This window comes from Moraxella sp. CTOTU48717 (assembly GCF_032057165.1).
Classification (GTDB): Bacteria; Pseudomonadota; Gammaproteobacteria; order Pseudomonadales; family Moraxellaceae; genus Faucicola; species Faucicola tetraodonis.
In genome coordinates this window covers 93,236-117,388 of sequence record NZ_DAMBBC010000003.1, presented here as the reverse complement: position 1 = coordinate 117,388, position 24,153 = coordinate 93,236, and the positions used below count along the sequence as shown (strand labels likewise).

Here is a 24,153-nt window from a genome sequence, read left to right as displayed (position 1 = left end):
ACCTGTACTTTCTTCATTAGGCATTATTAACCGCATCAACAATTTTTTGACCGGCTTCAGAAAGACCTTCAGCAGGAATTAATTTAAGACCTGAATCACGTAAGATTTGCGCACCTTTTTCAGCGTTGTTACCTTCAAGACGCACAACCACAGGTACGGTGACGTTGACTTCTTTCACCGCTTCGATAATCGCTTCAGCAATCATGTCACAACGTACGATACCACCGAAAATATTGATGAGTACGCCTTGGACTGATTTGTCTTCAAGAATTAATTTGAACGCTTCAACCACACGTTCTTTGGTCGCACCACCGCCTACGTCTAGGAAGTTAGCGGGTTGACCACCGTATAGTTTAATGATGTCCATAGTTGCCATCGCAAGACCGGCGCCATTTACCATACAGCCGATATTACCTTCAAGCGCAACATAGTTTAGGTCAAATTCTGAGGCTTTTAATTCACGCTCATTTTCTTGTGATTTGTCACGTTGTTCAGCGACTTTTGGTAGGCGATAAAGGGCATTTGAGTCGATACCGATTTTGGCGTCAACACAGGCTAATTCACCAGATTTACGAACGGCTAATGGATTGATTTCAAACAACGCAAAGTCATTTTCCGTAAAGGCTTTATAAGCCCCTGTCATCAATTTAGCAAATTCGTTGATTTGTTTGTCTTTTAAACCCAGTTTGAAAGCCACTTCACGAGCTTGGCTAGGTTGTAAGCCCACCAGTGGGTCAACTTCTACTTTCAAGATTTTTTCTGGGGTTTCTTCGGCAACTTTTTCAATTTCAACACCGCCTTCAGTTGACGCCATAAATACCACACGACGGGCTGAACGGTCTACGACTGCACCTAAGTACAATTCAGTTGCGATTGGGTACATGTCTTCGGCGATAAGTACGCTGTTAACAGGTTGACCATTGGCGTCAGTTTGGTAAGTTACCAAGTTTTTACCAATTAATTCTTCAGCAATTTGTTTGGCTTCTTCACGCGTTTTAGCGATTTTTACGCCGCCCGCTTTACCACGGCCACCGGCATGTACTTGGGCTTTAACAACCACGGCACCGGCGTTGCCTGCCATTTTATCAAACGCTGCTGCGGCTTCGTCGCCATTTTTAGCGATGATACCTTCTTGTACTGGCAATCCATAGCTTTTTAATAATTCTTTGGCTTGATACTCATGTAAATTCATGAATTTGTCCTCTCGGTTTTGGTTTACATTGTTTTAAAATTATTTTTGAATATTTTGGTCAACAGTGAGCTAACCTAGTTGATAATGAGGTTAGCTCACTTACCTTATTCAAACTATTGATGCATAAGCTAATTAGCCAAGTTACTTATGAACTAAGTTACTTATGAGCCAAATTCCTTGTGAACTAGCTTATTTGCGCTTACGTTGAATCGCATGAATCGCACGACCATCCGCTGATAGCACCGCCTCGTGTACCGCTTCAGAAATGGTTGGATGAGCAAACGTCATCAACTGCAAATCTTCAATACTTGATACGAATTCCATCGCGATCATGCCTTGATGAACGATATCGCCTGCACCCGCTGAGACAACATGCATACCCAGTAAACGGTCAGTTTTGGCATCGGCAACCACTTTGATGAAGCCTTGGCCTTCACCAGCGGCTAACGCACGGCCATTGGCCGCTAGGCTGAATTGACCGGTTTTGACTTCATGACCTTTCTCTTTGGCTTGTTCTTCAGTTAAGCCCACCCATGCAATTTCTGGGTGTGTGTAAATCACGCTAATAATGGTGTCATAATTGACTTGAACTTTTTCACCATGAATACGTTCCACTGCCATCATGCCTTCTTCCATCGCTTTATGTGCCAGCATTGGACCACGCACCAAGTCACCGATTGCATAGACGCCATCAAGGTTGGTTTGACAGAAGTCATTCACCGCTACCAAACCACGTTCAGTAAGCTCTACCCCTGAATTTTCGCCAAGTAGGTTTTCTTTATAAGCACGGCGACCCACACAAACGATGAGTTTATCGAAGGTTTCTTGTCCTGCTTGACCTTTTGCGTCAAACGATACAAGTACCTGACCGTTTTCTACTTGAGCCTGAGTGACTTTGGTATCAATACGGATGTCCATACCTTGGGCTTTTAGTAGTTTTGCCGCTTCTTTGCTCACGGCTTTGTCTGCCGCTGCCAAGAATTCTGGCATGGCTTCAAATACCACCACTTCACTACCCAAACGACGCCATACCGAACCCAGTTCAAGACCGATTACACCCCCACCAATGACGCCTAGACGCGCAGGCACTTCGGTAAAGTCTAACGCACCGGTTGAATCAACGATATATTCGTTATCAATCGGGGCAACAGGGATATCAATGGGCACAGAACCAGACGCTAAAATCACATTTTTAGCGGTAATAGTGGTAGGCGCAGAACCATCTAATGGGGTAAATTCAACTTGTTTATCCGCACCTTTACCATCAAGTAATTTACCTGTACCTTGCAGCCAGTCAGCACCATTACCTTTTAACAATGCAGCCACACCACCGGTTAATTGTTTAACGATAGCGTCTTTACGACTTAACATTTTGCTGATGTCAATCGCCACTTCACCTGTGGTGATACCGTGGTCGGCTAAATCATGTTTGGTTGCTTCATAACGATGTGAACTGTCTAGCAATGCTTTTGAAGGAATACAACCGACGTTCAAACAAGTACCGCCTAACGCTGGCTCGCCTTTATTAATACGTTTTTCGATACAAGCCACGCTCATACCCAATTGGCCTGCACGGATTGCGGCTTCGTAGCCACCAGGGCCACCACCGATAATTACCAAATCATAGCTTTCTTTCATAATCTTCACCAAAAATTTGAGTTGTTATTGTTAAAGTTGTTAAACAAAAAAGCCTGTATCAACCTTTGCCAATACAGGCTTTTTTCATTATAAATCGAGAAGTAGCATCGCTGGGTTTTCAACCAATTCTTTGATAGTGACCAAGAATTGTACGGCTTCTTTACCATCAATTAAACGATGGTCATACGACAATGCCAAGTACATCATAGGTAGAATTACTACTTCACCATTAACAGCCATTGGGCGTTCTTTTGTCGCATGCATACCCAAAATCGCTGTTTGTGGTGGATTGATGATTGGGGTTGACATCAATGAACCAAATACCCCACCATTGGTAATGGTGAATGTACCACCCGTCATGTCTTCAATGCCTAATTTACCTTCACGCGCTTTTGATGCATAGTTACCAATCGCACGTTCGATATCTGCCATACCCATTTGATCAGTGTCACGTAATACCGGCACCACAAGACCACGGTCGCTAGATACCGCAACACCCACATCATAATAACCATGATAAACGATATCGCTGCCATCAATAGAGGCATTTACCGCTGGAAAACGTTTTAACGCTTCAGTAGCAGCTTTTACAAACAATGACATAAAACCTAGTTTTACACCGTGACGTTTTTCAAAACGCTCTTTGAACTCACTACGTAAGTCCATGATAGGTTTCATGTTCACTTCGTTAAACGTGGTCAACATCGCAGTTTCTTGGGTAGCGGCTAACAGACGCTCAGCAACACGGGCGCGTAAACGTGTCATTGGCACACGTTTGTCTGCCCGTTGACCGACGGCATTGGCAACCACTTGACCGTTGTCTGCTTTAATTGCATTGTTGGCTTTCAAGGTTGGGTTTGCCATGTCTTCTTTAGTCACACGACCGCCACGACCTGAACCTTCAACATCTGCAGGATTGACGCCTGTGGTATTCGCTGCTTTACGAACCGCTGGACTTTGGTCTTTATAATCTGCTTCAGCAGTCGCTTGAGCGGTAGGCGCTTGTTGTGCAGCTGCAGGCGCGGCTTCAGCTTGGGCAGCCGGTGCTTGGGTTTCAGCAGGTTGGCTTGCTGGTGCAGCCGCGGTTGCGCCTTCAGTCAGCTCACCGATGACTTCAGCAGAAAGCACTGTGTCATCAACTTGTTTGAGAATTTTGCTAAGCACGCCGTCAGCTTGTGCCACCACTTCCATCACAACTTTATCGGTTTCGATTTCACACAATACAGCGTCACGGCTTACTTGATCGCCTTCATTAAAATTCCAAGCAACAATTGTACCGTCAGCAACGGATTCTGGGAAAACGGGGACTTTAATCTCACTCATGGAAAACTCCTAGTTAATTTCACATTCTTTCATTTTTAATGGGTTAAATTCATTGTTGTCTTAGCACTCGGCGCAATTGCCTATACCAAAAACCAAGAAGGATTAGTACGCATCTATTAAGTACTAATCCTTTAAAACGCTTAGTCAGTCGCTTGTTTTTCTGCGATTTCCGCTTTAGCTTCTAGCTTATCTTCGGTTGAATCTTCATTCTTTGGCAAACCCAATGCTTCGTTGATAACTTTTTGTTGTTGGGCAACGTGCATTTGCATCGAACCTGCGGCAGGTGCTGCTGATGAAGGGCGAGCTACTGGCTCAAGCAAGTAGGCTTTAGTCGGACGAGTCGCGGGTTTTGGCGGTGCAATCAAACGGAATAAGTGCGGTGCTAGATAGTACCAAGCACCTTGGTTACGTGGCTCTTCTTGTGTCCAGACAATGCCTTCAAGGTTTGGATATTTTGCCACTTCTTCCAAAATACGCGCTTCAGGTAATGGATAAAGCTGCTCGATACGTACAATCGCCACATGGTTGAGACCCAATTCACGACGTTTTTCAAGCAAGTCATAATATACTTTACCGCCACACAACACTAAACGCGTCACTTGGTTATTATCAAGTTGGTCAATCTCTGGAATCACGGTTTGGAACTGACCTTGCGCAAGCTCTTCAAGCGTTGACACTGCCAATTTATGACGTAGCAGTGATTTTGGTGACATCACAATCAGCGGTTTACGCGCTGGGCGAACCACTTGTCGACGCAGGGCATGGAAAATCTGTGCAGGTGTAGTTGGGGTCATCACTTGCATGTTGTCTTCGGCACATAGCTGCAAAAAACGCTCTAGGCGCGCTGATGAGTGCTCAGGACCTTGACCTTCATAGCCGTGTGGTAACAGCATGGTCAGACCACATAGACGTTGCCATTTGGTTTCACCTGAAGAAATAAATTGGTCAATGACCACTTGTGCCCCATTGACAAAGTCACCAAACTGCGCCTCCCAGATCACTAGCGCATTAGGTACCGTCGTTGCGTAACCATATTCAAACGCCAACACTGCTTCTTCTGACAACAATGAGTTAAAGGTGTCAAAGCGTGCTTGGTTAGGGCTCATGTTGGCAAGTGGGACATACATACTGCCGTCTTTCATGTTGAAAATTTCTGAATGGCGATGTGAGAAAGTACCACGACCCACGTCTTCACCCGTAATACGGACAGGATAGCCTTCTTCGACCAGTGACGCATAAGCCAAGGTTTCTGCTGCACCCCAGTTCAATGGCTCTTGACCGGTTTGCATGGCTTTGCGCTGTTCAACCACTTTTTGCACTTGGCGTTGTAGCTCATAGCCTTCCGGCATTTGCGCCATTTTTTCACCATAAGCTTTTAATTGATTGATATCAACGCTCGTATCCCAATTGTCTTCAAGCTTATGACCAATATAGGGTGTCCAATCTACATACAGCGTTTTATTTGGCTCACGCACGAGTGCGCTAGCAACATATTCGCCTTTATCGAGTGACTCACGGTAGTCATCTTCAAATGCCACACTTTCAGCTTTGCTAATAACGCCTTCAGCAACCAATTTATTGGCAAATAGCTCACGAGTACTTGGCAGTTTTTTGATGACCGAATACATAAGTGGCTGAGTGGCGGAAGGCTCATCCGCTTCATTGTGACCGTTACGACGGTAACAGTACATATCAATCACGATATCTTTATGGAAAGTTTGGCGATAGTCGTGGGCAAGCTGTGCCATAAATACCACGGCTTCTGGATCGTCACCGTTTACATGAAAAATCGGTGCGTGTACCATCTTGGCGATGTCGGTACAGTATTCAGTTGAACGCGCATCTTCTAAGCGGCTGGTGGTAAAACCCACTTGGTTATTGATAATAATATGCAGCGTACCACCTGTTGAGTAGGCACGGGTTTGTGACATTTGGAAGGTTTCTTGGTTGACACCTTGACCGGCGAACGCGGCGTCACCGTGTACCACGATTGGCAAAACGGCATCACCCGTCTTATCTTGACGGCGTACTTGGCGGGCACGCACTGAACCAATCAATACAGGCGATACAATCTCAAGATGCGAGGGGTTAAATGCCAAGGCTAAGTGTGCTTCGCCGCCCGGTGTCATTACGTTAGATGAATAACCATTGTGGTATTTTACGTCACCTGAACCCACGGTCGGTTGTTTTTTACCATCAAACTCATCAAACAAATCTTTAGGGTTTTTACCTAAGATATTCACTAATAAATTTAAACGCCCACGGTGTGCCATACCGATAACCATTTCTTTGGTACCGTTTTCACCCGCACGCTGAATTATCTCATTGACCATCGGGATAAAGCTCTCGCCACCCTCAAGACCAAAACGTTTCACACCGGTATATTTACGCGCTAAGTATTTTTCTAACCCTTCCGCTGCTGTCAAACGCTCAAGGATAGATTTACGTTTTTCGTTGTCAAATTTGACATAGCCAAGATTTTGTTCAAGGTATTTTTCAATCCAGCGTTTTTCTTTGGCGGTGGTCACATGGAAATATTCTGCACCGATGCTGCTACAATAAACTCGCTCTAACACTTGGATAATTTCACGCAGTGTGGCTTTTTCTTTACCGATATTTAGGTCACTGACAGGGTATACAGTGTCTAAATCCGCTTCAGAAAGACCATAATACGCCAAAGTCAATTCTTCAACTTCTGGACGTGGCATGAGTCCTAAAGGATCTAGATTAGCAATACGATGACCACGACGGCGGTAACTGGTAATCAGTTTTTGCACGCCCATTTGGTTGTCCGCAAATTCGCGAATTTCAGAAGGGCTGACGGTGCCTGCCGCTGATTGACCGGTAACTTTGTGGGCAGTGGTGTTGCGAGCTAATAGCAAAAATTGGTCTTGGATAGTATGGTGAAGGGCGTTTTTATCATCATCTTTGGCAAACTGCGCAAAATAAGGAATGTATTTTTCATCAACGCTTTGTGGATCTTGAAGATACTGTTCATAGAGTGATTCAAGATAGACTGCGTTATCTGCTGACAGTTCAGTAAACTGAGCAGATGAGACAGAAGTTTGGTTTTGGTTAGCCATGATTCTTTCTACTGTAGTATTTAAAGGTGGAAATAAAAATTTTAGGGAATAGCCTAGCATTTTTATAATTAACAAAAAATTTTGTTAAGGTAATAGTTACCATTCATTTACTAAATATAGCAACTCACGCCGCTTGGCGTGTGGAGAAATAGCTATCAAATGGTAGTAAAAGAAGAGTAATGTGAAAGTTAGTTTTCTCCTTCCTTAGAAAATCTAAATGAATATTCCCTATAGATACCTATCGTATATTATACAAAATTCATGATAATTTATCTCATTCATTAGGCTGAAAAGGTATAAAAAATATTATGATATTGGGATATGATTTATTACTTTAATTAATAGATAGCCAATTACTATGAATTTATCACATCTCAATAAAAAAAGCCCTGTCGATACAGAGCTTTTTTGTCACCAAACTGTGGTACTAACCTGCTTGGTCTAACAGCATGTTACGTAAGTGACCAATCGCTTTGGTAGGATTCAAGCCTTTTGGACAAACCGACACACAGTTCATGATGCCACGGCAACGGAACAAGCTAAATGGGTCGTCTAAACGTGCTAAACGCTCCTGTGTGCTAGTATCACGGCTATCTGCCACAAAGCGGTAGCCATTCAACAAGGCTGATGGACCTAAGAACTTATCTGGGTTCCACCAGAATGATGGACAGCTGGTTGAACAACACGCACATAAAATACATTCATATAGACCGTTTAACTTTTCGCGGTCTTCAGGTGATTGTAGACGTTCAGTCGGTGGTGCTGGCTGGTCATTGATCAAGTAAGGATGAACTTTTTCATATTGCTCATAGAATTGGTTCATATCTACCACTAAGTCGCGCACCACAGGTAAACCAGGTAGCGGGCGTAAAGTAATTTTTTGTGGTAGCGTGTTCATGTTAATAAGACATGATAGACCGTTTTTACCATTGATGTTCATACCGTCAGAGCCACAAATACCTTCGCGACACGAACGGCGGAAACTGATGGTTTCGTCCATTTTTTTCAAACGGACAAGTACGTCTAATAACATACGGTCAGAGTCTAAAAGCTCAATTTGGTATGTCTGCATACGGGGTGCTGCGTCTTTATCTGGATCGTAGCGGAAAATCTCGATGGTGCGAGTACCTCTGCTCATAATGCTAAACTCCACACGTTTATGGTATTGGTTTATAGGGTCTTTACAACAGTTTGCAAAGACCAAAAAATATTAATTAGAATGTACGCACTTTTGGCTCAACATAGTCTACAGTCAGTGGGCTCTTACGAACAGGTTTATAGATAACACGGTTACCTTCAGAGAACCAAAGGGTATGTTTCATCCATTCGTGGTCATTACGACCAAGCGGCGCATACGAATCATCTGCCGCACGTTCGTAGTCAACGACGGTGTGCGCGCCACGACATTCTTGACGCAGGGAAGCTGAAATCATTGTCGCTTTGGCAACTTCATAGAGATTCGCCACTTCAAGCGCTTCAATACGGGCGGTATTAAACACTTGCGATTTATCAGCTAGGTGAAGACTATTGACCTTACTTTCAAGTGCCAAGATTTTTTGTACGCCTTCATTCATTGACGCTTGGGTACGGAATACACCTGCATGTTGCTGCATGGTACGACGGATTTCGTCAGCCACATCTTGCGCATTGAGACCTTGCGTAGATTGCTGTAACACATTCAAACGCGCCAAGGTTTTGTCAAGAACACGCGGTGATAGTGGCTCATAGTCATGACGGTCAGCGGCGTGGAACTCATCAATGATATGCTGACCCGCTGCACGACCAAATACTACCAAGTCGAGTAGTGAGTTTGTACCTAGACGGTTGGCGCCGTGAACGGATACACATGAACATTCGCCGATTGCATATAAGCCTTTCACGATTTTTTGCTGGGCGTATAAACCTTCCGCATCCGTACCTGCCTCAAGATCTGGCATGACAACCTGACCATGAATATTGGTCGGGATGCCGCCCATTTGGTAATGGATAGTCGGTACAACTGGGATTGGCTCTTTGGTAATATCAACGTTCGCGAAGTTTTTACCAATTTCATAAACCGATGGTAAACGCTTCATGATGGTATCCACACCTAAGTGCGTCATATCAAGTACTACGTAATCACCCTGTGGACCACAACCACGACCTTCTTTGATCTCTTGGTCCATTGAACGTGATACAAAGTCACGCGGTGCCAAATCTTTTAGGGTTGGTGCATAACGCTCCATAAAGGCTTCGCCATCTTTATTACGAAGTAACGCACCTTCACCACGACAACCTTCGGTCAATAATACGCCCGCACCTGCGACGCCTGTTGGGTGAAATTGCCAAAATTCCATATCTTGTAGTGGAATACCGGCACGCACTGCCATACCTAGACCGTCACCGGTGTTAATAAAGGCATTAGTAGATGCAGCGAAAATACGACCTGCACCCCCCGTTGCTAGGACAGTTGTTTTTGCTTGAAATACCGCAACACGACCTGTTTCTTGCTCCAGCGCGATAACGCCGTTAATGTCGCCTTTGCTATCTTTGACCAAATCTAGCGCAATCCACTCGATAAAAAACTCTGTACCTTGCTCAAGATTTTTTTGATATAAGGTATGCAATAATGCATGACCTGTACGGTCAGCTGCCGCACACGCACGTTGTACCGCTTTTTCACCATAGTTGGCAGTATGACCACCAAAGGGACGCTGATAAATCGTACCATCCGCGTTACGGTCAAATGGCATACCCATATGCTCAAGTTCATAGACTACTTTTGGTGCTTCACGGCACATGTATTCGATGGCGTCTTGGTCACCTAACCAGTCAGAACCTTTGATGGTGTCATAAAAGTGAAAGTGCCAGTTATCATCACTCATGTTACCCAAACTTGCGCCAATACCACCTTGCGCAGCAACCGTGTGAGAACGCGTTGGGAACACTTTGGTTAATACCGCAACATTCATACCGCCACGCGCCAATTGTAACGACGCACGCATACCAGAGCCACCGCCGCCAACGATAACCGCATCGAAGGTTAAGGTTTGAATATTGCTAATGGTGTTGTCTTGTTTTGTTGCCATTGCTTTAATTTCCTAAATGATGGTTCGATTTTATCCCCATAAATGCTTAAAAGCCCTGAGGTAGAAATCGATAAATACGTTAACAAAATTTATCTAACAGGATGTTTAGAAGAAAATCATCACGCCCCAAAATAAATAAACCAAGACTGCAAGAATCATGGCAGATTGCAGCACAAAACGTAAACCATTTGACTTAACGTAGTCTGTTAATACAGTCCACATCCCTACCCACGCATGACCCACTAATGCTAGTATCATCAATAGCGTAAATAAGCGCATCGGTAGGCTTAGCATAAAGCCTTGCCATAATTCAAACGTTGGTTGGTGGGTTAAGAACCAGCCCAACATCACCAATGAATAAACTGCCAATACAACCGCACTAATACGTTGTACCACCCAATCGCGAGAGCCTGAGCCTGTTAAACCTGTTGCACTTTTCATTAGAACATCACCCATACAAATGAACCCACAACCCAAAGCGCTGCAAGTACAAAGCCAATGAATGTCGCAGTGCGACCACTGTTTAATTCTTCATTCATGCCCATGTCGGCAAATAAATGTTTGAAACCCATCACAAAATGGTAGCCTAATGCAGCCACAAAGATCCAAGCCAAAAACTTCACCAATGGGTTGGTGAAAATATCTGCAAAGCCTTCAGCACTGGCAAGCGACGTTTGAAAAATCCATAACATCACAGGAATTAGGAGAAATAGCACCACACCAGAAACACGGTGGGTAATTGAAGCCAAAGCAATTGGGTTTTTTGAATTAACATTAATTACTTGGCTTAAAGGAAGGTCAATCGGTCGGTTGCTTTTCACAGCGGGCATCCTTTATTCGCAGTTATAACTTACCTGTGTTATCGCTATGCCAATATCCAAAATATCAAGCACGAACTTCAAATCACTTGCAGGGTTTGATGAATCACATAGCCTGTCAAAAAAACAGGTAAATCGAAGATAAGGAATAGCTAGCGTACTTTGGATTATTCACATAATAAATAGTTATTAGCCGCAAACCTAATCGTATCTCACAATTAAAAACTAATAAATTACAAACTAATAATCGACAAAAAGCCACCCACAATTTACTTTTTAATTTTGTTAAATCACAAAGCTAAAAAGTAAATTATGTTTAGCAAATATTAATAATACAAAGCTAGCCACCAGTAAAATTTTTATAATTATAAGAGTCTTTGATTACAAATACAAACAAAAACAGAAAAAAAACCATCTTTTATCAAACCACTGTAGCGCACTATTAAAATTCAGAAATAATTTGATAAGATTCAGCGTTTTGCCACCCACTCTTCTAGATAGTTAACCGTATCAAGGGTTGATAGAATGTCAGTAGCAGAGAGCATAGTTTTAGCTAACTCCTGTTAATTATAACTAACTGTTTGTACGCGTAAGGCGTAAATTTACTTTCATTTTTGGCAAAAATGCTGTTAATATAGATATGTTTTAGTTTTGGGTTTTCGCTATTTTTTCGCTATTAAAGTCGCCCTGCACGTCTCTGTGTGGCGGGGCAGTCACCTATCCTTGTCATTGCGCCAATGCATTTGAGCAAGTATAGGTCTTCTTTTTTTTACACGTCTGAGAGGATTTTATGTCAGAGAAAGACAATATTGCAACCTTGCACGTCAATGGCCAGGACTATGAGCTTCCTATCATTGAAGGAACATTAGGCGATCCTGTACTCGATATTAAGGCCGTACCCCAAGCTGGTTTTTGGACATACGATCCAGGTTTCATGTCAACCGCTTCCACTGAATCAAAAATCACCTTCATTGATGGTGACAAAGGTATCTTATTACACCGTGGTTACCCAATTGACCAATTAGCTGATAAAGCAGAATACTTAGAAGTTGCGTATGCACTCATTCATGGTGAACTACCCAATGCTGAGCAAAAAGCTGACTTCTACGAAAAAGTTCGTAAACATTCAATGGTGAATGACCAATTACGTCGTTTCTTTGAAGGTTTCCGCCGTGACGCTCATCCGATGGCGATTATGGTTGGTGTGATGGGTGCATTATCTGCGTTCTACCACAACAATCTTGATGTCAGCAAACAAGACCATCGTGAAATCACCGCGATTCGCTTGATTGCAAAAGTCCCTACCATCGCCGCCATGTGCTACAAATATAGCAATGGTCAACCATTTATGTATCCGCGTAATGATTTAAACTACGCTGAAAACTTCTTACACATGATGTTTGCAACCCCAGCGGATGTCAACTATCAAGTCAATCCAATCCTGGCAAAAGCGATGGATAAAATCTTTACCTTACATGCTGACCACGAACAAAATGCCTCGACCTCAACTGTACGTCTAGCAGGCTCTACGGGCGCTAACCCATACGCTTGTATTGCGGCAGGTATTGCGGCTCTTTGGGGACCTGCACACGGTGGCGCCAACGAAGCTGTACTTAAAATGCTTGATGAAATCGGCAGCGTAGACAACGTTGACGAATTCATGGAAAAAGTCAAACGTAAAGAAGTGAAATTAATGGGCTTTGGTCACCGTGTTTATAAAAACTTTGACCCACGCGCCAAAGTGATGAAAGAAACTTGTGACGAAGTATTAGGCGAGCTTGGCATCAAAGATCCACAACTTGAACTAGCGATGAAACTTGAACAAATCGCCTTGAATGACCCGTACTTTAAAGAGCGTAACCTATATCCAAATGTTGACTTCTACTCAGGTATCATCCTAAAAGCCATCGGTATTCCAACCTCTATGTTTACCGTAATCTTTGCTTTAGCACGTACTTCTGGTTGGATCAGCCACTGGTTAGAAATGCACTCTGCACCTTACAAAATCGGTCGTCCACGTCAGTTATATACTGGCTATACCCAGCGTGATTTTGTGGCTGTTGAAGACCGCGACTAAGCCAATGCTTCAAAAATGCTTCGAACCAAAACCCAGTGTTACACTGGGTTTTTTATTATTAGATGTTAATCAATAAAAAAGGACGTTTTGCAACGCCCTTTTCATTTAACTATAACTTGCTAATCACTTCACCTTACTTATAAAACGCATTGGCAGTATACGTATGGTCGGTCTCATCAATCACTTGGGTTAATTCTGGTATTTGCTGTTTTAGCGAGACTTCAACCCCTTGTTTTAGCGTCATATCAACTGCAGAGCAGCCCTGACAGCCGCCGCCAAATTTAAGCACTGCGGTGATACCAACCCCTTCTTCATGTACCAAATCCACCAATTGCACGTTACCCCCATGCGCCGCTAGATTTGGATTGATTTCCGAAGACAACACGTAATTGATACGCTCCTCTAGGCTCGCATTTTCACCCAGTTTTGGCACTTTTGAGTTGGGCGCACGAAATGTCAATTGACCGCCAAAACGGTCTTTATTGTAATCAATCACCGCATCTTCAAGATAAGGAATAGATGGGGTGTCTATATAAGCAGTGAATGTCTCATAATCCAATTTTAAATCATCAGGATTGTGTTCATCTGGCTGGCTGTATGACATACAGCATTCTGCTCGCGGCGTGCCTGGATGTTCAACAAAAATACGTACGCCGATGCCGTCAGTATTTTGTTTTGCCAACAACTCAGTCAGATACCCTTGCGCTGAATCGGTAATTTTGATATTTGTGCTTTTTTCTGTATCGCTCATATGTCACCCTAACTTGTCATCAATTTTTACCCATATTTTAGCATAAACTTGAGTAATTTACTCGGATTTTATTGGGGGTCGTTGTTTGGCTTATCAAGGGTCGTCACAATATTTTTTAGTCAAGCTAAAAATTGAATCTAGCCATTATCTTTAACCAAAAATCTTTAACCAAAAATAACTTGGCATTGGTTGAAAGTTTAGGCAAGATAGTTAAAAAAACATGCTTTATCACCGAACTTTATCACCAAAACGCTATTGGATAGACCGAGGGCGTTATCATTCGCAAGGAGTTTGCGTCATGCCAAATAACACGACTGACACTATCACGGTTACTAAAAACGACTTTAACGAGGATAAAGGGCGTTTTAGCACACCCAAAAATAAAAAAGGTTATCAATATGATTATTTGGTATTTATCGGGCGTTTTCAGCCGTTTCATTTAGGTCATAAATCGGTTGTCGATGAAGCATTAAAGCTTGCTGAAAATGTGATTATGCTCATTGGCTCTGCCAATTTGCCAAGTAGTATCCGCAATAGCTTTAGTGTCGAAGCACGTAGCCAAATGATTTTGGGCGCCTTTGACAAAAAAGATACCAAACGCATCCATTGTGTCGGTTTGGATGATGCCTTATACAATGACACAAAATGGCTTCAATACGTGCAGCAGTGCGTGAAGTCGGTTACCGGCGATTTAAACGCCAATATTGGTCTAATTGGACATTCAAAAGACAGCTCATCATATTACTTGTCACTTTTTCCAAATTGGCAGTCAGTGGCTGTGCCCAATTTTCATGAGTTGTCTGCCACGCCAATTCGCGAAGGCTTTTTGCTGGGTGCCGATCCGCTAACCGACGCGGTACCGCAATCGACAACCGATGTCATGAAGGCATTTAAAAAGACCGAAGCATTTAAACGCCTACACGATGAGGCTGGCTTCATCGATAAATACAAAAAACAATGGGAATCAAGCCCCTATCCACCCACCTTTATGACGGTTGATGCCGTGGTCATTCAATCAGGACACATTTTATTGGTGGAGCGTCGTGGTATGCCAGGTCAAGGGCTATGGGCATTGCCTGGTGGCTTTATTGACCCTAAAGAGACGCTATTTGACGCCTGTATTCGTGAGCTACGTGAGGAGACACGGTTAAAAGTGCCTGAAGCGGTTCTGCGCGGTTCGCGCCATAGTCAACATACCTTTGATGACCCGTATCGCTCGGCTCGTGGTCGTACCATCACCCAAGCGTTTTACTTTATGCTCAAAAATGACCCCAAAGGCTTACCGTCGGTGAAAGGTGGCGATGATGCCAAAAAAGCGTTTTGGCTACCCTTGGCTGAATTAAGAGCCGATAAACTGTTTGAAGACCATTATGCCATTATTTGCAAAATGGTCGGTCTCTGATTTTTTCCCGCCAAACTGATAGACGGTTTGGTTTTAACCTGCGCAAGCAATCACCAGAGGAGTTCTGTGATGTTTAGTCAAAATTTTGACAATTTTATTTTAAATACCGATAGCTATAAGACGTCGCATTGGCTGCAATATCCGCCAAACACCGAGTATGTATCTAGCTATATTGAAGCGCGTGGCGGCAATAGTAACTTTGAAAATGTGCTATTTTTTGGTCTACAAGCTTTTTTAAAACAGTATCTTACCAAACCCATTACTCACGCTGATATAGACGAAGCCAAAGTGCTACTTGCGGCTCATGGCGTACCGTTTAATGAAGCAGGCTGGCGACAATTAGTCGCCAAACATGGCGGTCTATTACCGCTGCGCATTCAAGCGATACCAGAAGGCATGGTGGTACCAACGGGTCAAGTATTGTGTCAGGTGGTGAATACCGACCCTGAGTTTTACTGGTTGACGAGCTATATCGAAACCACGCTATTGCGCGCTATTTGGTATCCTAGCACTGTGGCAAGCCTTTCTTATTATTGTAAACAAATCATCAAAGCAGGCTTGGAAAAATCGGCCGATAACTTGAATAATCTACCGTTTAAATTGCATGATTTTGGCGCCCGTGGGGTGTCTAGCCTTGAATCGGCTGCGATTGGCGCTCTTGCCCACTTGGTAAATTTTTCCGGTACGGATACCTTAAGCGCGATTGTGGCTGCCAATCGTTGGTATGGTATGCAAAATGACATGACGGCTTTTTCCATTCCCGCAGCAGAACATAGCACCATGACCACTTGGGGTCGTGAGCATGAGGCGGATGCCTATGGCAATATGATTGCCAAATTTGGCGGTGAAGGTAAAACCTTTGCGGTGGTGAGTGATAGTTACGATTTATGGAATGCCATTGATAATATTTGGGGCGGTGAGCTAAAAGAAAAAGTAGCGCAAACAGGCGGCACGTTGGTCATTCGTCCTGATAGTGGCGATCCGATTAAAGTGGTGCGTGAAGCCCTGCAGCGCCTTGCAGCAAAATTTGGTACCACCACCAACTCAAAAGGCTATAAATTACTGCCGAGCTATGTGCGACTCATCCAAGGGGATGGTATTAATCCCACCAGCATGGGTAAGATTATTGATGCGGTGATTAAAGCAGGCTTTAGTAGTGACAATATTACCTTTGGTATGGGTGGCGGGCTACTGCAACAAGTCAACCGCGATACTTTGAATTTTGCGATGAAGACCAGCAGCGCACGGGTGGACGGTTTTTGGCGAGATGTGTATAAAGACCCAATTACCAGTGTGAGTAAACGCAGCAAACGCGGGCGTTTAGCCTTGGTCAAACATCAGGGTAGTTATATGACGCTGCGTGAAGATGAGCTTGCTGAGCAAAATAATTTGTTGCAAGATGTATTTTTGAACGGTGATTTATTAGTTGATGATACACTGACTGCGATTCGTCAACGCTCGTCGGTAAAATCATAATTTAACTTGTCGCAATCTCAACAGCCGTCTTTATCAGACGGCTTGTTATCGTTAAAGCTAATTAACCCCTGCCATTGCCAAATATTTTTGGTGCAACTGTTCAAGTTTTAAATACAAATCGTCTAAGCTACCATTGTTGTCGACAATGTCATCGGCTTGTCTGAGCCTATCATGACGCGACAGTTGATTTGCCATAATATTTTGAATACGTTCAGGTGTTTGACCATCACGCTGACTGGCGCGCTCAATCTGCAAGGACTCATGACTATCGACCACCAATACTCGCTCACACAGATTGGCTAATCCTGCTTCGGAGGCTTCTAGCAGTAAGGGTGCTACCAAAATTACATAGGGCGACTGGGCAGCTCTTAGTAATTCTTTGGCACGGCTGCGAATGGCAGGATGGGTGATTTGTTCCAAATCCATTAACGCTTGCGCACTGCCAAATACATGCTCTCGCATAGCACGGCGATTAAGCTCACCTGCCTCATCAATCACCCAGTCACCAAATTTGGCGACAATTTTTTTTAGCGTTGGCGAACCTTTGGCAACGACTTCACGTGCCAATACATCGGCATCAATAATAACAATTCCATGCTCAGCAAACCAACGGCTCACTTGTGATTTGCCGCTACCGATGCCACCTGTAAGCCCCACTACCAACATCGCAATCCCTCCTTGATTCACGGATAATTGACCCATAAATGACTTCACGACATTTTGCCTAGATACCACGACATTATTGATTGCCCATACAACAGGGCTATCATGCCAGCAATGGCGATATAGGGTCCAAAAGCAAAAGGTTTGCTTTCACCTGAGCGCTTCATCAATATTACACCCACAACCGAGCCGACAAACGCAGATAAAAGCACAATTAAGGGTAGCATCAAAGGCCCTAGCCAAGCCCCCAAAGCCGCTAATAATTTAAAATCGCCATGCCCCATCCCGTGCTTGCCCGTAATCAGCAAAAACAGTTGATAGACAATCCACAAGCATAAAAACCCAAACACATAGCCAAAAATAGCCGCTGTGGGACTGACAAACAAGCCAAAGGCATTGACGAATAATCCTAATCCCGCTAACGGCAATGTAAATCGGTCAGGCAACAATTGGGTATCAAAATCAATGCCTGTCAAAGCCACTAATGTCCATGTGAGTGCTAATCCTGCCAGCGCTTGCCAAGTAACACCAAATTTCATCACCACCAGTACAGACAAAATAGCGGTGATGATTTCTACAAGCGGATAACGATAACTAATGGCGTGATGACACTGACTACATTTTCCTTTTAGCAGTAGCCAGCTAATAACAGGCATATTTTCAAACCAACGTATTGAATGCCCACAATGCGGGCAACGAGAAGCAGGACGGCTTAAGGTAATGGATTCATGATGGTCAACAATGGTTTCTGGATGGAGCAATAGCTGGCATTCGTTCTTCCACTGCTGCTCCATCATCAAAGGCGTGCGATAAATCACCACATTGAGAAAACTGCCCACGCATAATCCCAATAAAGCTACGATAATCAACGTCAGCCATTGTGACTGTTGTAACAACAACATAAAATCTGAAAAAATCCCCATCGTATTTAGCCCACCACCGAGCCCATTTGGAAAATTGGTAGATACATGGCAATCACCAGACCCCCTACCAGCACCCCCAAAATAGCCATAATCATCGGTTCCATCAGACTTGTTAACCCATCTACGGCGTTGTCTACTTCATTTTCATAATAAGTCGCCACTTTATCAAGCATCTCCTCTAGACTACCTGACTCCTCACCAATACCGACCATTTGGATAGCCATACTGGGGAAAAGATTGGTAGAACGCATCGCAAACTGCAGCTGTTGACCCGTCGCAACATCGCCTTTAATTTTTTGCGTGGCATTATAAAATACCACATTGTTGGTTGCCCCAGCGGTTGAATCTAACGCATCAATCAGCGGCACACCTGCGGCAAAAGTGGTAGACAAGGTACGGGAAAAACGGGCAACCACCGCTTGATAAGCAATATTGCCAAAGATTGGTAATTTTAAGGTAATTCGGTCTAAAAAGTCATTAAAGGGCTTACTACGTTTTTTAGCTTCAGAAAAACCAACCACAGCGCCTGCAATGCTAAATAGCAATAACCACCACCATTTTTGCATCCACTCCGACATACTGACTACCATTCGGGTAAACGCGGGTAACTCTGCGCCAAATGAATTGAATAAATCAGCAAACACCGGTACCACTTTGACCAGCAAAATAATGGTAACGATAATCGCAACCACGATAACCGCAATCGGGTATTTCAAGGCTTTTTTAATTTTTGCTTTTAGTAGCTCGCTTTTTTCTTTGTACGTCGCGACACGCTCAAGCATAGTTTCAAGCGCGCCCGACTGCTCACCTGCCTCTACCAATGAACAAAATAGGTCATCAAAATATCTGGGATGTTTGCGCAGCGCTGCAGCAAAGGTGCTTCCTGATTCCACTTCTGACTTGACACTAAGCACCAACTCTTTCATCGAGGGGTTATCGAGCGCATCTGCAACGATCTCAAACGACTGAGTAAGGGGGACGCCCGCTTTCATCATCGTAGCCAACTGCCGCACAAAGATAGCAATATCGATTGCCTTGATGCTTTTTTTCATTTGAAAAATAGGCTTAGGTTTTTTCTTAATCGTCTTGACTTGGATGCCCTGCTTACGTAGTTGCGCCTTTGCCAGCTCAATATTGCGGCTGGTGGTTTCGCCTTTAACTTTCTCGCCACGGCGATTCACCCCATCATAGACAAAGTCTAATAACATTTCTGTTTGGACTTTTGCCATACCCTTAACCCCTTACTATCTGAACTAATCTTAAATAAAGACGGATAAAAAACGCCCTATTCGCTAGTAACACGATACATCTCTTGGATGCTGGTCGTGCCTTGTAGGACCTTTAAAATGCCAGAGCGCCTTAAATCCCTAAACCCTTGCTTTAAGGCAGCGTCTTTAATTTCAATAGCGTTGCCGTCTTCCATAATAATTCGCGCAATCTCTGGTGTTACTTTCATCACTTCATAAATACCAACACGTCCTTTATAGCCATCGCGGCATTCAGAGCAGCCAACGGGCTCATAAATGACATTGCTGGGATCTGCCAAATCTTCTTCAGTAAAGCCCATTTCAAGCAAGCTATGTTTTGGTACATCTGTCGGTTTTTTGCAGGATTTACATAGGCGACGTGCTAAGCGCTGTGCGATTACCAAATTGACTGAGGTGGCAATGTTAAAAGATGCCACACCCATATTCCGCAGACGCGTTAAGGTTTCTGGCGCTGAGTTGGTATGCAAGGTTGACAGCACCATATGCCCTGTTTGGGCAGCTTTGACTGCAATTTCCGCCGTTTCCAAGTCACGAATCTCACCGACCATCACAATATCAGGGTCTTGACGCAAGAATGATTTGAGCGCACTGGCAAAGGTCAAGCCAACTTTATTGTTCACGTTGACCTGATTAATGCCTTCAAGGTTAATTTCAACGGGATCTTCTGCGGTAGAAATATTGGTCTCAACTGTGTTTAAGATATTAAGACCCGTGTACAAGGAGACGGTTTTACCCGAACCAGTAGGGCCGGTAATCAATAACATCCCTTGCGGTTTTGCCAGCGCATCCATAAATAGCTGCTTTTGGTCCGGCTCATAGCCGAGTGCATCAATGCCTAGCATTGCTGATGATGGGTCTAAAATACGCAGTACGATTTTTTCACCAAATAAGGTTGGCAATGAGTTGACACGAAAATCAATCGCCTTATCCTTGGAAATTTTTAATTTGATACGACCATCTTGCGGCACGCGGCGTTCAGAGATGTCCATTTGTGACATGACTTTCAGGCGGGCAGCAATTTTACCCGCTAGCTGCGTCGGTGGATTTGCCATTTTTTGTAACACCCCATCAATACGAAAACGCACGCGATAAGATTTTTCATAGGGTTCAAAGTGTAAGTCTGAAGCGCCCATGGTAATGGCTTTGATGAGCATCCCATTAACGAACTTGACGACAGGCGCTTCATCATTGACATCTAAATGACTGGTGGCACTATTGTCGTCATCGGCGCGGGTTTCATCAAACTCCACCGCTTCCATATCATCAAAATCAGCTAAATTGGTGGTAGTAAAGATTTTTTCGATGAGTGATTTTATTTTATGGTGTTCGGCAACCACTGTTTCTACAGTAAATCTTGTACCAAATCGCAGCGCGTCTAAAGCATCTACCCGCGTCGGGTCACTCATGGCAACAAATAAGCGACTACCTCGTTGAAAAATCGGCAGAATATTAAATTCGCGAATAATTTTCTCATCAACCGCTTCTTTTGGAATATAGTTGACATTGATGGCATCCAAATCAATGAGGGGATCGCCAAATTCTCGCGAAATCACCCACGCTACCGCGTCTGGTTGCGCAAGCTTATTATCAACCACATAGGCGATTAAATTTATTTTTTGCTGCTGCGATTCTGCCAATACTTTTTGCATTGACGCTTCGCTAATTAGTCCTTCATGCACTAATCGTGACGCAATGCCACCAAAACCAGGAAGTGATGCTGCCATTGTTTTTCTCGTTCCCTCAATATTGATTCAAATGGGCTAATGTTTGTTAGTGTAAACTATTCATTTATATATTAACAAATCATTCTCGACAAATCCGTGAATTCAACGATAAATATTTTTTTAACGCATTTTATCTCCATCAACCTTCATAAAACTGTTTTATACTTTATACCTTCTTTAAACCCCTCACTTGCGTGACCCAATAATTTATTCGGCAAATCGCGGCAATTGCTTATATAATACGTACCATTTTACGCTTGATATTTTAAATACTCCTATTTTCATATCTTGATATCTTTAAATGGTGATGTTTTACATCATGATATGTTAAATAGCGTTACTTATATTTTAATGTTATCTTGACATTTATACTTTGCAAATTCATAGATAACCACTTACCTCAATTGACAGGGACATTATGAAAGCATCTGATTATGTAGCAAATTGGCAGAATTCTTGGGTGATTGCTAATTGGAAAATGAATCCTAGCACACAGCTGACTGTCACAGCCCTCATGACCGATTTACAGCAGCAGCTACCCGCAGATGCACTGCAACGCTGTAACGTGGTTGTCGCCCCAAGTTTTATACATTTATCGACCACAAAACAAGCCATCCAACATGGGTCATGCAACATCGGGCTAGCTGCGCAAAACTTATGCGCACAACACGCCGATACAGGCGCGTTTACTGGGGAGGTTTCGGGTGCTCAGCTCAAGGACGCTCAAGTAAATTATGTTTTAGTCGGACATTCAGAACGCCGTCAATATTTTAATGAAGATGACACTTGTTTAATCCAAAAAATTCGCAATGCCTTTGCACATGATTTAACCGTTGTTTTTTGTATCGGTGAAACACAAGCCCAGTATGAGCAAAATCAGACCCAAGATGTGCTATCAGCGCAACTAACGGTGGTTAAACAACTAGCCGCCGAATTTGCTAATACCCAATTGGGTAACTTAGCATCGCGATTAATTATTGCTTATGAACCCGTTTGGGCAATTGGTACAGGTAAAATCCCAACGATAGAAGAAGTACAAAACATTCATGCCTTTATCAACACCACCTTAACGGACATCGATGCCTCTTTAGCGACCACACCGATATTGTATGGCGGCAGCGTGAAAGCGGATAATGCTGCAGAAATCGCCCAATGCCCAAATGTAAATGGGGTGTTGGTAGGCGGGGCGTCACTTGACGCGACTGGCTTTACACAAATTATTCAAGCATTTGCCCAAATTTAAGGTAAAATATCACCCATTTAAAATTTTTACTTTTGCCGCTGACAGCGTTCTTGTTGGGCATCAGTGCTATCAAGTTTTGTAGAGATAAGTATGTATAATGCAATTTTAGTGGTTCATATCATTGTCGCGATTTCGATGATTGGTCTGATTTTGGTCCAACATGGTAAAGGTGCCGATGCCGGGGCTTCATTTGGTGCAGGTGGTTCGGCAACCGTATTTGGTGCGTCTGGCTCTGCCAATTTTTTAACGCGCTTGACGGCGGTTTTAACAGCAATTTTCTTTATCACCAGTATGACACTGGCAGTATTTGCTAAACAGCAATCGGTATCTAGTCGTACCCTTGATACCAGCCTAGCGACTAATACTGCGCCTGCAAGCCCTACACCTGCCAAATAAGTTATTAAAAAAAATGTTGCGTTATTGGTAGTTTTGACCTAGAATACAGCGTCTATTTTAGAGTGTTGTTATTTAAAAAACAGCTTGGTTAAAGTAGTTTGGTTTTTTGCGATTGTGGTGGAATTGGTAGACACGCTACCTTGAGGTGGTAGTGCCGCAAGGTGTGAGGGTTCGAGTCCCTCCATTCGCACCAACTAAATTAATTTTAAATAACTATTGACAAGGTTAATATCTCACTCTATAATACGCTCTCTAAATTGTTGCGGGGTGGAGCAGTCTGGTAGCTCGTCGGGCTCATAACCCGAAGGTCGTTGGTTCAAATCCAGCCCCCGCTACCACTTTTCTAGTAGCATTGCTTTGGTATCATTACTAGAAAAATCAATTTAGACACACTTTTATTGATTTAAAAGCCCACCAATTAGTTTGTGGGTTTTTTTGTATCTGTTGGTTTCGAAAAAACTTAAGTTTTGCTAAATTAGCGGTTGCGTTTTAGTAATGTGCCAATTTTTAAAATTAGCTTTTAAAATCAACAAAGATGTTAATAATCAACTCTAAAGGATATCATGAAACTATCAACGAAAGTTGCTGAACTGACCCAAATCATTGAGCCAGCAGTAACTGCCTGTGATGTGAGCTTGTGGGGTATTGAGTTTGTACCACAAGGTCGACGCTCTCTTCTTCGTATTTATATTGAAGCCCTACCTGAAGACCGTGCCGAAGGCAAACAAGTCACCATTGAAGACTGTGCTGCGGTCACCCACCAAGTCGGTGGTGTGTTAGACTTACACGACCCGATTGCAGGCGAGTATCTACTTGAGGTGTCTTCACCTGGTTTAGACCGCGCGTTTTTTTCTGCTGAGCAGCTGCATGACTATGTGGGGCAAACAATCAGTTTACGATTGATTCATGCGATTGGACAAGGTAGTGATAAGCGCCGTAAAGTAACAGGCGAATTGGTCAATATTGACGAGCGCCAGTTGACGGTCAAAACTGAAAATGATCAAGTCAATGACCAACTTTTAGCCATCGAGCTTGATAATATTGATAAAGCCAATTTGGTCTACCAATTTTAGCTTTTAAATTTGGGGTTAACGCCTTTTTTACGCTA

At 43.4% G+C, this 24,153-nt stretch carries 19 protein-coding genes and 2 tRNA genes; 8 read left to right on the top strand and 13 right to left on the bottom strand.

Annotated features, from left to right (window positions below; genetic code table 11):
• Positions 1-16: 16 nt before the first annotated feature.
• The 8 genes from sucC to sdhC all read right to left on the bottom strand — a co-directional run bounded on the left by sucC (position 17) and on the right by sdhC (position 11,134).
• Complete coding sequence (gene sucC, locus RT084_RS03415; protein ID WP_007115062.1) at positions 17-1,192, bottom strand: ADP-forming succinate--CoA ligase subunit beta; 1,176 nt, start codon at positions 1,190-1,192, stop codon at positions 17-19.
• 189 nt (positions 1,193-1,381) lie between these two features.
• Positions 1,382-2,830 carry a dihydrolipoyl dehydrogenase gene (gene lpdA / locus RT084_RS03410; RefSeq protein ID WP_239743391.1) on the bottom strand — a complete coding sequence of 483 codons (1,449 nt, stop codon included), beginning with the start codon at positions 2,828-2,830 and terminating at the stop codon, positions 1,382-1,384.
• A gap of 87 nt (positions 2,831-2,917) precedes the next feature.
• The gene (gene odhB / locus RT084_RS03405; RefSeq protein WP_007115064.1) at positions 2,918-4,153 is read right to left on the bottom strand and encodes a 2-oxoglutarate dehydrogenase complex dihydrolipoyllysine-residue succinyltransferase; all 1,236 of its coding nucleotides are present in this window, start codon (positions 4,151-4,153) and stop codon (positions 2,918-2,920) included.
• Between the two features lie 140 nt (positions 4,154-4,293).
• Positions 4,294-7,236 (bottom strand): 2-oxoglutarate dehydrogenase E1 component, encoded by a 2,943-nt coding sequence (locus RT084_RS03400; RefSeq protein WP_313097663.1) that lies wholly within the window; start codon positions 7,234-7,236, stop codon positions 4,294-4,296.
• A gap of 427 nt (positions 7,237-7,663) precedes the next feature.
• A complete protein-coding gene (locus RT084_RS03395) occupies positions 7,664-8,374 on the bottom strand; it encodes a succinate dehydrogenase iron-sulfur subunit (protein ID WP_007115066.1) in 711 nt (236 codons plus the stop codon).
• Positions 8,375-8,450: 76 nt separating this feature from the next.
• Positions 8,451-10,313 carry a succinate dehydrogenase flavoprotein subunit gene (sdhA, locus tag RT084_RS03390; protein WP_172823599.1) on the bottom strand — a complete coding sequence of 621 codons (1,863 nt, stop codon included), beginning with the start codon at positions 10,311-10,313 and terminating at the stop codon, positions 8,451-8,453.
• 96 nt (positions 10,314-10,409) lie between these two features.
• Positions 10,410-10,745 (bottom strand): succinate dehydrogenase, hydrophobic membrane anchor protein, encoded by a 336-nt coding sequence (sdhD, locus tag RT084_RS03385; RefSeq protein WP_036594948.1) that lies wholly within the window; start codon positions 10,743-10,745, stop codon positions 10,410-10,412.
• A complete protein-coding gene (gene sdhC / locus RT084_RS03380) occupies positions 10,745-11,134 on the bottom strand; it encodes a succinate dehydrogenase, cytochrome b556 subunit (RefSeq protein WP_071586266.1) in 390 nt (129 codons plus the stop codon). The genes sdhD and sdhC overlap by 1 nt, the downstream gene beginning before the upstream one ends.
• A 778-nt stretch (positions 11,135-11,912) precedes the next feature.
• Between sdhC and gltA the strand changes: the two genes are divergently transcribed.
• A complete protein-coding gene (gene gltA / locus RT084_RS03375) occupies positions 11,913-13,199 on the top strand; it encodes a citrate synthase (protein ID WP_050324880.1) in 1,287 nt (428 codons plus the stop codon).
• A gap of 133 nt (positions 13,200-13,332) precedes the next feature.
• On the opposite strand, the gene nfuA is transcribed toward gltA, so the two are convergent.
• Positions 13,333-13,950 carry a Fe-S biogenesis protein NfuA gene (gene nfuA, locus RT084_RS03370; protein ID WP_095356557.1) on the bottom strand — a complete coding sequence of 206 codons (618 nt, stop codon included), beginning with the start codon at positions 13,948-13,950 and terminating at the stop codon, positions 13,333-13,335.
• A gap of 298 nt (positions 13,951-14,248) precedes the next feature.
• Between nfuA and RT084_RS03365 the strand changes: the two genes are divergently transcribed.
• Both RT084_RS03365 and RT084_RS03360 read left to right on the top strand, forming a co-directional pair.
• On the top strand, positions 14,249-15,352 hold the full coding sequence (locus RT084_RS03365) for a bifunctional nicotinamide-nucleotide adenylyltransferase/Nudix hydroxylase (protein WP_312384752.1): 1,104 nt from the start codon (positions 14,249-14,251) through the stop codon (positions 15,350-15,352).
• A gap of 69 nt (positions 15,353-15,421) precedes the next feature.
• A complete protein-coding gene (locus tag RT084_RS03360; protein ID WP_312384750.1) occupies positions 15,422-16,828 on the top strand; it encodes a nicotinate phosphoribosyltransferase in 1,407 nt (468 codons plus the stop codon).
• 57 nt (positions 16,829-16,885) lie between these two features.
• Here the strand turns inward: RT084_RS03360 and coaE are convergent, their stop codons facing one another.
• Genes coaE through pilB form a run of 4 tightly spaced genes read right to left on the bottom strand, consistent with a single transcriptional unit; the run spans position 16,886 to position 21,406 of the window.
• Positions 16,886-17,530, bottom strand: a complete 645-nt coding sequence (gene coaE / locus RT084_RS03355) for a dephospho-CoA kinase (protein ID WP_312384833.1) — start codon at positions 17,528-17,530, stop codon at positions 16,886-16,888.
• 8 nt (positions 17,531-17,538) lie between these two features.
• Complete coding sequence (locus tag RT084_RS03350) at positions 17,539-18,393, bottom strand: prepilin peptidase (RefSeq protein ID WP_312384749.1); 855 nt, start codon at positions 18,391-18,393, stop codon at positions 17,539-17,541.
• 26 nt (positions 18,394-18,419) lie between these two features.
• The gene (locus tag RT084_RS03345) at positions 18,420-19,643 is read right to left on the bottom strand and encodes a type II secretion system F family protein (RefSeq protein WP_312384747.1); all 1,224 of its coding nucleotides are present in this window, start codon (positions 19,641-19,643) and stop codon (positions 18,420-18,422) included.
• 56 nt (positions 19,644-19,699) lie between these two features.
• Positions 19,700-21,406, bottom strand: coding sequence for a type IV-A pilus assembly ATPase PilB (gene pilB / locus RT084_RS03340; RefSeq protein ID WP_312384746.1), 1,707 nt, complete (start codon positions 21,404-21,406; stop codon positions 19,700-19,702).
• A 418-nt stretch (positions 21,407-21,824) separates the two neighbouring features.
• Here pilB and tpiA point away from each other — a divergent pair, with 418 nt between their 5' ends.
• The 5 genes from tpiA (at position 21,825) to rimP (ending at position 24,118) form a co-directional block, all read left to right on the top strand.
• Positions 21,825-22,649 carry a triose-phosphate isomerase gene (gene tpiA / locus RT084_RS03335; protein ID WP_312384744.1) on the top strand — a complete coding sequence of 275 codons (825 nt, stop codon included), beginning with the start codon at positions 21,825-21,827 and terminating at the stop codon, positions 22,647-22,649.
• Positions 22,650-22,739: 90 nt separating this feature from the next.
• On the top strand, positions 22,740-23,045 hold the full coding sequence (gene secG, locus RT084_RS03330) for a preprotein translocase subunit SecG (protein ID WP_050324874.1): 306 nt from the start codon (positions 22,740-22,742) through the stop codon (positions 23,043-23,045).
• A 108-nt stretch (positions 23,046-23,153) separates the two neighbouring features.
• Positions 23,154-23,238, top strand: a tRNA-Leu gene (locus tag RT084_RS03325).
• Between the two features lie 68 nt (positions 23,239-23,306).
• Positions 23,307-23,383: transfer RNA gene (locus RT084_RS03320), tRNA-Met, on the top strand.
• A gap of 225 nt (positions 23,384-23,608) precedes the next feature.
• Positions 23,609-24,118, top strand: coding sequence for a ribosome maturation factor RimP (rimP, locus tag RT084_RS03315; RefSeq protein ID WP_007115081.1), 510 nt, complete (start codon positions 23,609-23,611; stop codon positions 24,116-24,118).
• The last annotated feature ends 35 nt before the right edge of the window (positions 24,119-24,153 follow it).